This is a genomic window from Bradyrhizobium sp. Crot121, assembly GCF_059512385.1.
The window spans coordinates 58,341-64,340 of the sequence record NZ_JCAMOR010000046.1; the positions used below are offsets into that span (position 1 = coordinate 58,341).

7 protein-coding genes are annotated in these 6,000 nt (G+C 59.3%); 6 read left to right on the forward strand and 1 reads right to left on the reverse strand.

Features of this window, described 5'->3' with window-relative positions:
• Positions 1–226 precede the first annotated feature (226 nt).
• From AC5ZGW_RS30565 to AC5ZGW_RS30580, 4 genes are all read left to right on the forward strand, one after another.
• Positions 227–1,042 carry a YqaJ viral recombinase family protein gene (locus tag AC5ZGW_RS30565; protein WP_496114010.1) on the forward strand — a complete coding sequence of 272 codons (816 nt, stop codon included), beginning with the start codon at positions 227–229 and terminating at the stop codon, positions 1,040–1,042.
• Positions 1,026–2,147, forward strand: a complete 1,122-nt coding sequence (locus tag AC5ZGW_RS30570; RefSeq protein ID WP_130227091.1) for an ERF family protein — start codon at positions 1,026–1,028, stop codon at positions 2,145–2,147. The genes AC5ZGW_RS30565 and AC5ZGW_RS30570 overlap by 17 nt, the downstream gene beginning before the upstream one ends.
• 116 nt (positions 2,148–2,263) lie before the next feature.
• A complete protein-coding gene (locus AC5ZGW_RS30575; RefSeq protein ID WP_245474792.1) occupies positions 2,264–2,821 on the forward strand; it encodes a hypothetical protein in 558 nt (185 codons plus the stop codon).
• A 1-nt stretch (position 2,822) separates the two neighbouring features.
• The gene (locus AC5ZGW_RS30580; protein ID WP_130227095.1) at positions 2,823–3,341 is read left to right on the forward strand and encodes a D-glycero-alpha-D-manno-heptose-1,7-bisphosphate 7-phosphatase; all 519 of its coding nucleotides are present in this window, start codon (positions 2,823–2,825) and stop codon (positions 3,339–3,341) included.
• A gap of 11 nt (positions 3,342–3,352) precedes the next feature.
• On the opposite strand, the gene AC5ZGW_RS30585 is transcribed toward AC5ZGW_RS30580, so the two are convergent.
• A complete protein-coding gene (locus tag AC5ZGW_RS30585) occupies positions 3,353–4,015 on the reverse strand; it encodes an acyltransferase (RefSeq protein WP_130227092.1) in 663 nt (220 codons plus the stop codon).
• Positions 4,016–4,409: 394 nt separating this feature from the next.
• Between AC5ZGW_RS30585 and AC5ZGW_RS30590 the strand changes: the two genes are divergently transcribed.
• Together AC5ZGW_RS30590 and AC5ZGW_RS30595 are read left to right on the forward strand one after the other, a co-directional pair.
• Positions 4,410–5,126: a hypothetical protein gene (locus AC5ZGW_RS30590; RefSeq protein ID WP_130227093.1), complete on the forward strand. Its 717-nt coding sequence runs from the start codon at positions 4,410–4,412 to the stop codon at positions 5,124–5,126.
• Positions 5,072–5,674, forward strand: coding sequence for a hypothetical protein (locus AC5ZGW_RS30595; RefSeq protein ID WP_130227094.1), 603 nt, complete (start codon positions 5,072–5,074; stop codon positions 5,672–5,674). The genes AC5ZGW_RS30590 and AC5ZGW_RS30595 overlap by 55 nt, the downstream gene beginning before the upstream one ends.
• Positions 5,675–6,000: the final 326 nt, after the last annotated feature.

Here is a 6,000-nt window from a genome sequence, read left to right on the forward strand (position 1 = left end):
TCACTGGTCTCAGCGGAAAAGAGCAAGAATCTTGCTGCAGAAAGGACTGGCCTTCGCTCGGAAATGGAGCGTTACTGATTCTGCCGGGCGCGCGAACGGTCCCGGTATCTCACCTCGCAACTGCGGGGCTTAAGGCAGTGCGGCGACCAGTGCCGCTGTTCTTAACCAGGAGATACCGGTGAGTAGCGTTCAAACCGACGGCGCCCCCCAACCCGAGCTTCGGCTCATCAAGTTCAACCCAGCTGACCGGCGCCATTTTATCGGCGGATCAGACGCCCGCATCATCATGGGCGATGACGAAGCCGATCTCGTTCGCCTCTGGCGCGAGAAGCGCGGAGAAATCGAGCCCCAGGACCTTTCTGACAATCTCATTGTCCAGCTCGGCACCGCAACCGAGGAGCTGAATCGGACCTGGTACCAGCGCCATAGCGGTCAAACCGTCACGCACGTCCAAAAGCGCGTACGCCATCCCATCCACAAATGGATGGCGGCAACGCTGGACGGCGTGGTCGAGGAAACTGGCGCGATATTTGAGGCCAAGTTCATGCTGCCTTGGAGTTTCACCGAGGCGGATGCTGCCGAGAAACATATGGCGCAGCTCCAGCACAACATGTGGGTGATGGCCTCGCGCTCCGCCGTGCTGTCCATCGTCACAGGCGGCGGCAAGTGGGTCGAAATCAAGCTCCACGCGGATCCGCTGTACCAACATTTGCTTCTGACGGCGGAGAAGAAATTCTGGCGCTGCGTGCAAACCGGGGAGCCTCCTCGCCTGTTCGGGATCGAGACGCCCCGCCCCCGACTCGAAGCGGTCAAGGTCGTGGACATGGCCGCCTCCAATTTGTGGGCGGAGTTGGCGGCAACGTACCTTAGAACCCGGGATGCCCATGCAGAGCACGAGATCGCCAAAGCAGAGCTGAAGAAGCTCGTGCCTGAGGACGCCAAGGAGGCCATCGGGCACGGGATTCGGGCCAAGCGATCGAAGTCAGGCGCCATCAGCTTCGATGCCCTTCAGACGGAGAGCACCGATGCATCGGTCCAGTGAGCGCATCGGCGCGATTGCCGCCGCGCTGGCCAAGGCGCAGGCGGAGTTGAGCAACCCTGAAAAGACCCTGATTGCCACCATCCGTTCGCCGTTTCCACGCGAGGAGGACCGCTCATTTCGCTACGCATCACTCGCGAGCGGGCTCGACATCGTGCGCAAGGCCTTAAGCCAGCAGGAGATCGCCGCCGTCCAGACCACCCGGATTGAAGCGAGCACGGGACAGGTCCATCTGACCACCTTGCTTGCCCATTCTTCCGGTGAATGGATCTCCTCCGACTGGCCCGTATGCCCCGCCAAGGATACCGACGCCCCCCGCCGGATGGGAGCGGCGCTGACCTACGCTCGCCGGTACGCCCTGTTTGCGTTGGTCGGCATCGCCGGGGAGGACGATCTGGATGCGCCCGATACCCTGGTCGGTTCACCGCCCGCCGAACCCCGACCCGGCAATGGCACCGGCGGCAAGCGAGGCAAGAGCGTTCTGCAGCATCCTCCCACGCTCGGCGCGCAACAATCAGCCAAGCTGCGGGACGACATACTGGAGGAGATCAACTCCTTGACCGACGAAGGCGACCTTCTCGTGTGGGCCAAGAACGCCCTTCCTCGAAAGAATACCTTACTCGAGGCCGACGCCCGAACTGTCGAGGCTGCCTACCAGCGCAGGCTCGGAGAAGCTGCACTTTCGAACGTCGAGAGCAGCCTTCCTGCAGCCGAAAGCCGCCTCCCTCCAGCCAATGCCGAAACTCCGCCGGTCGGCCTTGCCTTTCCCAAGGAGCCTACCCGCAAGCGAAGCAAGGCACACTTGGCATTCGTCGGAGGACAGCCCTGCCTCGTATGCAAGCAGACCCCATCAGACCCGCACCATCTGAAGTTCGCCCAGCCGAGAGCTTTGGGCCGCAAGGTTAGCGATGAGTTCACGGTCCCGCTCTGCCGTGCTCACCATCAAGATCTGCACCGCCACGGCAACGAAAAGGCGTGGTGGGCTGACCTGCAGATCGCCCCATTCCCGATCGCCAAGCAGCTGTGGGACGCAAGCCCGATCCATGGCAGTGTCGTGACGCCTGCGGATGCATTGGGCGAGTTCAACACCGGGACGGTCGCAGGATGAACGTCCCGTTCAATGGACCCCAAGCCGCTGCGCCGGTTGTCCCGCCTCCCGAATTCGAAACATTGTTACCCCCGCCCTTGTTGCTCCCCGGCGAAAGTCTTCAAAGGTACCAAGTGATGCGCAGTGTGATTTTTGCGGAGATCGCGCCTCGCTCTGCCATCGAATGGCTACTCGCGATCGATGTGGTTGAATTGTCCTGGGAGATCCAACGCTACCGGCTGTTGAGGCACAAACTTTTGGACCATTATCGCCAAGCGGCGATCGAACATAGTCTCCGCCACGTCGATCTCGCGGGGCTTCCGCCTGAGCTTGAGGAGGCGGCGACATGCCATATCCGGCAAAATGCGCAAGCTTGGCGGACAGATCGGCGGTCGGCAACTGAGATCGAGGCGCGCCTTGCAACGTACGGGTATGACCCGGCCGCCATCAACGCCGAAGTCTATCTGCAAGCGCGCGAGGTTTTCTTGGTCTTCGAAGCTTTACTCAACACCGCGCAAAACCGCCGGTTATCGCTGCTCCGCGAGATCGACAATCGGCGTCACGCCAAATATCCCTTGCGGGGCCGCCGAGACCTACTCACCTCCGCACTGGCTCCATCGCCAGGCCCACAGCCTACCCGCTATTCTGAGGTCTTCTTAGGTGATACTGCAACGGCAACCTGCGACGGTGGATGATATGGTGAGCAAGAGACCAGCAGTTTTCTTTGATCGCGACGGTGTCCTCAATGAGGATAATGGGTACGTGTTTGAAATCGGCAAGCTACGATGGATAGAGGGAGCGCGCGAGGCGATAAAAATGGTCAACGATGCCGGATACTTTGCTTTCGTGGTCACCAATCAATCAGGCGTGGCCAGAGGAATGTATGAAGAAGCTCACGTCAATGCGCTACATGATTGGATGGCAGCGGAGCTGGCAAAGACTGGTGCTCATATAGATGCATTTGAGTATTGCCCCTATCATCCCGAAGGTACAGTGGAGAAGTACCGTCGAACGAGCGATAGACGCAAACCCGGCGCGGGTATGATCACCGACCTGTTGAAGCGGTTTCCAGTGGATGTCTCCCGCAGTATTCTAGTCGGCGACAATCCAACTGATCTGGACGCTGCCCGCTTGGCGGGAATAAGGGGACACTTATTCGTGGGGGGCAACCTCGCGCAGTTCCTGGCGCCACTCTTAGACTTGGATCGGCAGTAAGCGGCTGGAAATCACCGGACCTCCATCCGCACCAATCGTCGTCCAGGCTCGTACTTGAGAATGTCCTTGGGACCTGGATGCCGTATTAGCTCTGCGCCATCCAAGACGTAGAGGTCGTCCGTGTGCTTACAGCGCCATTCGCCACAACCAGATAGTGGCAGATCGATCTTCTCCCCGAACGCACTCACCCAGCCGACCTGGCGAGCCGGCGTTCCCACCATCATCGACCAGTCTTTCGAGCTCTTGGTCAGCGTTGCGCCTGCAGCAAGAAAGGTGCCGACGCCACACGTAATATCGGGAACGACCGTAGAATTCGCCCCTAAGGTCGTCCCAGTTTTTACCAGCGTCTTCTTGAAGACAGCGTGGCGATTGATCGCGGCACGGGGAAAAGAGATGTGGGTGAACACCATGTATGGCGCACAGAACACGAAATCCTCGAGCTCAACATGCGAGAAGATCGAGACCGAATTGCCAAGCCGGCACGCGTGACCGACGATGGCGTTGCGTTCGACATAGGTGTTCTGGCCGAGGCTGCAGTTCTCGCCGATCACCGCGCCTGGCGCGACATGCGCGAAGTACCAGACCTTGGTAAAGTCACCGACCTTAGCCCCCTCCTCAACCACCGCGGTCGAATGGATAAACGGTGCCGACCCCTCGCCTTGCGTCACCTTCATTTAGGATGCTCGCCCCTCTTTTGCACTCAAACGCACCACGTGAGCGACGCTATTTGCCTAGTACTCCGCCCACCGCTGACTGTGTCGTATAATAGAAAAAAGCTCGACCAATCAAGGTGAAAAGCTCTAGTTCCACGCGAGATGGCTCCAAATCGATGCACGAAAAAGCGTGAAGACGCTCTGCGGCCATCGCTCCGCTCTTGTTGTCGGCCATCTCTCAACTATCGATCGTGAGCACGCATTCGCAGAAATTGCGCATAATCCGAGTGCACCCAAGCTTGGGCCGATCAAGGCGACAGTGCCGCATATTTGAACGATTCTCACCTGGAAAGAATTGTTTACTGGATGGCCACGATGCTAGTCGACTGCGGTGATCGGCTGGGGAAGCGCATCCATGTTCCAGGCCATACGCCTGTTCTTGGCGAGGCGAAGCGACTTTGCCTCGCAGCAATTCGCGTTGCTTCTCTTTGCCGTCCTCTTTGCCGCCAGTCCACTTGCGGTCCTCGCGCACGGATGGTTCGCGACCGGCTCATGGTTCACCGGCTTTCTGATGGTCGGATCGACGATAGCTCTGCTCGCGCTCGGCCGATGGCGTGAGTTCGAGATCGATGCGCGCGATGTGATCTATTGCTGCCTGCTGCTGGCCGTAGGCGCTTCTCTGGCGTTGAATGAAATCGGCCCCGATCGGAAGGAATTCTATCTCCTGACGCTCACGCTCGCCGCGTATCCGGCGGCGCGGCTGTATCGGGCGAAGCTGTTGTCGGGCAGCTTTATCCTTCTCATCGCAGCGGTTGTGGCGGCAGGTACGCTGGCAACAATTCCTTCGCTGATCGAGCAATGGAGTGATCCGGACCACCCGAAAGTGGTGGTGTTCGGCCTCTATGATGCTGCGCCAGCCCAGTTCACGATGCTATTAGGTTTTCTGCTGCTGTCTGTGACTGCCTGGAGACTGACCTGGCGCGGAGCAGTTCTCGTCGCTGCACTGTCGGCGATGCCCGCATTCGTCTTCGCAGCTTGCCAGGTGAGGTTTACGTTCGTCGCGATTGCCGTAGCGAGTTGGTTGCGGTCGGTATTGCAAACCAGCCGCGACAACAACTCTACATCCTCGTGATTCTGGGCGCCCTCCCGACCGCGGGCTTCGCCGGCACCGCGGCGCGTTGGGGAACAACTAAGCTCTTCGTTCATCATGCCATCGAGAGCACCACAACGTCCTTGGGCCCAGGATGCGCGTCGGTCGACACTCGAAACTCGATCGACATCCGCAAGCAGCTCTATATCGATGCGCTCCGGCTGCTGGCGAGGGGTGACTTGTTCGGTATCGGCTTTGAGCGCTTCCCGACGATGTCGTGCATTCGAGGAACGCAGGTCCATAGCGCGCCGCTGCAGGTCGCCGTCGAGTTCGGTCCGCTCGCCGGCGTGCCGTTCGTGATCCTAATTGCGCAATGTATCGGCGCTCGAATGTATTGGCTCGGACGGATCAACCCGGAGGCCCGGTTCGTGCTAGCGGGCGTCGCTTTCGCCACCATTCTGAGCCTTGCGCATAGGCGAATCAGCCGCGAGACCCCCTTATTCCTGCTGTTGGGCTACGGCGCTGCGGTCAGCAGCCGTGGCCATCGTTTTGCTTTGGAATGGATGCGAGACAGTCTGAAAGACTTTTGATGCCTTCAGATCCGTGGAGTTTTGACGTATCCGTTCCGGCAGCACCTGTAGGTCTAGCCGAGCTTGAAGAACCCGCTTTGCCTGTTGGGCGCGTTGAAGGGCACGGCGATCTGCGCTGACGTGTTCGTATGGACGGACAATGCGTCGGCTCGCTGAAGGGCCCAAGCTTTCGTTCGCAGCAATGGGCGGACAAATCTACGAGATTGCCACTCTTGAACAGATGTCCTCGTATTCCTGTGGCGGCTGCTCCTAGAGCGTGATGAAGTTAGGTTCGTGCATATCCTGAGTTTGCCAAGTAGCTTGCGCATTCTTTGGGCGTGAAGAGC